We start from the raw sequence: 1,435 nt of genomic DNA, 5'->3' as shown, positions 1-1,435 counted from the left end.
TTTTTGACATACTCCCGGCGCTGAATTAAAAATTACAGCGCGGGATTCTCACCCATCTGTGATTCTTGATTCAGCGACACCACTTACTATTTCAGGTTGCCCATCTACAGCAGAGGTGGTAGTCTCCTCAAGCGTTCCCGAATACTCGGAGGTTCCTGAATGCCCTTCAGTACCTTTGATCTGATTCCACTCCACATCTAGAATCTTCATCCCTTTATTTAAAATGTTCCATGCCGCATTTGTATCCCGACATATTTCAATCTTGCATTTAGGACATTGATGAGTTCTAGTACTCAGAGATTTCTTCACTCGATGACCACAACTTGAACAGTCTTGGGATGTATAATTTGGTGCTACAGCAATCACTGTCTTATCCCACACTTTCCCAAAATAATCTAACCATTGAGTGAATTGATACCAACTTGCATCAGAAATCGACTTAGCCAAATGATGGTTCTTGACCATGTTTTGTATCTTGAGGTCTTCGTAGACAACCACATCATTAGAGTGGACTACGCACCGGGCTAACTTTACTGCCCAGTCTTTACGCTGTCTAGCAACTTTCAGATGGCACTTCCCCAGTCTCATCCTGGCTTTGTGGTAGTTTTTTGATTGAGGTTTTTTACCTTTAACAAACTTTCTGGAGAGTTGTCGCTGTAGTTTCTTTATTCGCTTTTGAGCTTGTCTTAAATACTTGGGATAAATTGCAGCATTGTTGTTCTGGTCTTTGTAGAAATAAGTCAGACCTAAATCAATGCCTACAACATTCCCGGTATAGTTCCCTGTTTCTTTGCGGTGAGCGTCAAAGCACAATTGAGCATAATAACCATCAGCTCGCCTGACAATTCTGACCCGATTGATTTTCAGTCTAAATAAGTCCTCTCTGGTTTGATGATTACAGAATAGAGAGAACCTACCTGCTTGAAAACCATCGGTGAAATTAATAGTTAAACAATCCTGTGATAGTTTCCATCCAGAGGTTTTATACTCAACTGAGCGAGAATGCTTTTTGAATTGAGGATAACCTTTGTTTTTGGCTCCTTCTCTACAGCGACGATAGAAGCTAGAGATTGAATTCCAAGCTCTCTGTGCTGATGCTTGACGCGCCATTGAGTTCAACTTTTGAGCAAAAGGAAACTCCGTTGCCAGTTCTTTACACAGCACAGATAGACGAGCTTTATTTACATCTGGCTCGTCGCGCCATAATCTAACTGCTTTGTTTCTAATGAATTGAGCAGTTCTGATCGCCTGTTCTAAGGCTTGATATTGTGCCTTAGACCCGTTTAATAGCTTGGCTTCTCTAATAATCATGCTTTAACTTTACCATTATATAGCAGAACTTTTGGCGATCTGCATGATTTTTTTTGTTGGTCGCAATTCATCCCAACACCAAACTAGGGTTATGGTGTGGGCCTTCTTGCTCCATTTAGGTAAA

At 41.1% G+C, this 1,435-nt stretch carries 1 protein-coding gene; it reads right to left on the bottom strand.

Going from position 1 to position 1,435, the window contains the following annotated elements; translation table 11 throughout:
• Positions 1-48: 48 nt before the first annotated feature.
• Positions 49-1,311: an RNA-guided endonuclease TnpB family protein gene (locus tag F6K06_RS33495; RefSeq protein WP_124146702.1), complete on the bottom strand. Its 1,263-nt coding sequence runs from the start codon at positions 1,309-1,311 to the stop codon at positions 49-51.
• Positions 1,312-1,435: the final 124 nt, after the last annotated feature.

The sequence above is a fragment of the Okeania sp. SIO1H4 genome, assembly GCF_010672695.1.
Lineage (GTDB): Bacteria > Cyanobacteriota > Cyanobacteriia > Cyanobacteriales > Microcoleaceae > Okeania > Okeania hirsuta.
Note: the sequence above shows the minus strand (reverse complement) of the source record. Positions and strands in the feature narration are given on the sequence as shown.